1 protein-coding gene is annotated in these 488 nt (G+C 34.0%); it reads right to left on the reverse strand.

The window, feature by feature from the left end; all coding sequences use genetic code 11:
- On the reverse strand, window positions 1-313 hold a 313-nt coding region (locus tag LJE09_RS17440; RefSeq protein ID WP_227219499.1), incomplete at its 3' end, for a plasmid mobilization protein.
- Window positions 314-488 lie beyond the last annotated feature (175 nt).

The raw sequence follows: 488 nt of genomic DNA on the forward strand, positions 1-488 counted from the left end.
CCATGGATTTTTGTAACTGCCATATTTTTTCCATTAACTCCTTTATATCGTCCAGGTCCTTTGGATAAACTGTATTGGTACTGTTTATACGATGGGTGATCTGATTCAAATTGCTGCTGATATTGCCCAGCAGGGTATTCATTTTTCGGATATGAGAGTAGTCTACTTCATATACAAATCCATATAAGATCATTTTCCGTAGAAAGGCAGATTTGCTTTTCATCCTGGAAAGACGATATTTTTCTTCTAAAATGTATTGTTCGTCATCATTCAAATAAAATTGTACGGGATGAATTCTGGTACGTTTGCTCATTGAAATCCTCCAATTCGTTTTTTCTATAAAAAAGAGTACAAAAAAACTGTCTAACCAGTTCGGTTATGACAGTTATATTACTTGACTGTGTGATGCTTTGGATAGATGTGTCTACAGTTTATTTTAACAGGAGTAGGCGGAAGCGTCAAATTAAGAAATTATAAAATATAAGAGG

This window comes from Blautia sp. DFI.3.45 (genome assembly GCF_020593505.1).
GTDB lineage: Bacteria > Bacillota > Clostridia > Lachnospirales > Lachnospiraceae > Blautia_A > Blautia_A wexlerae.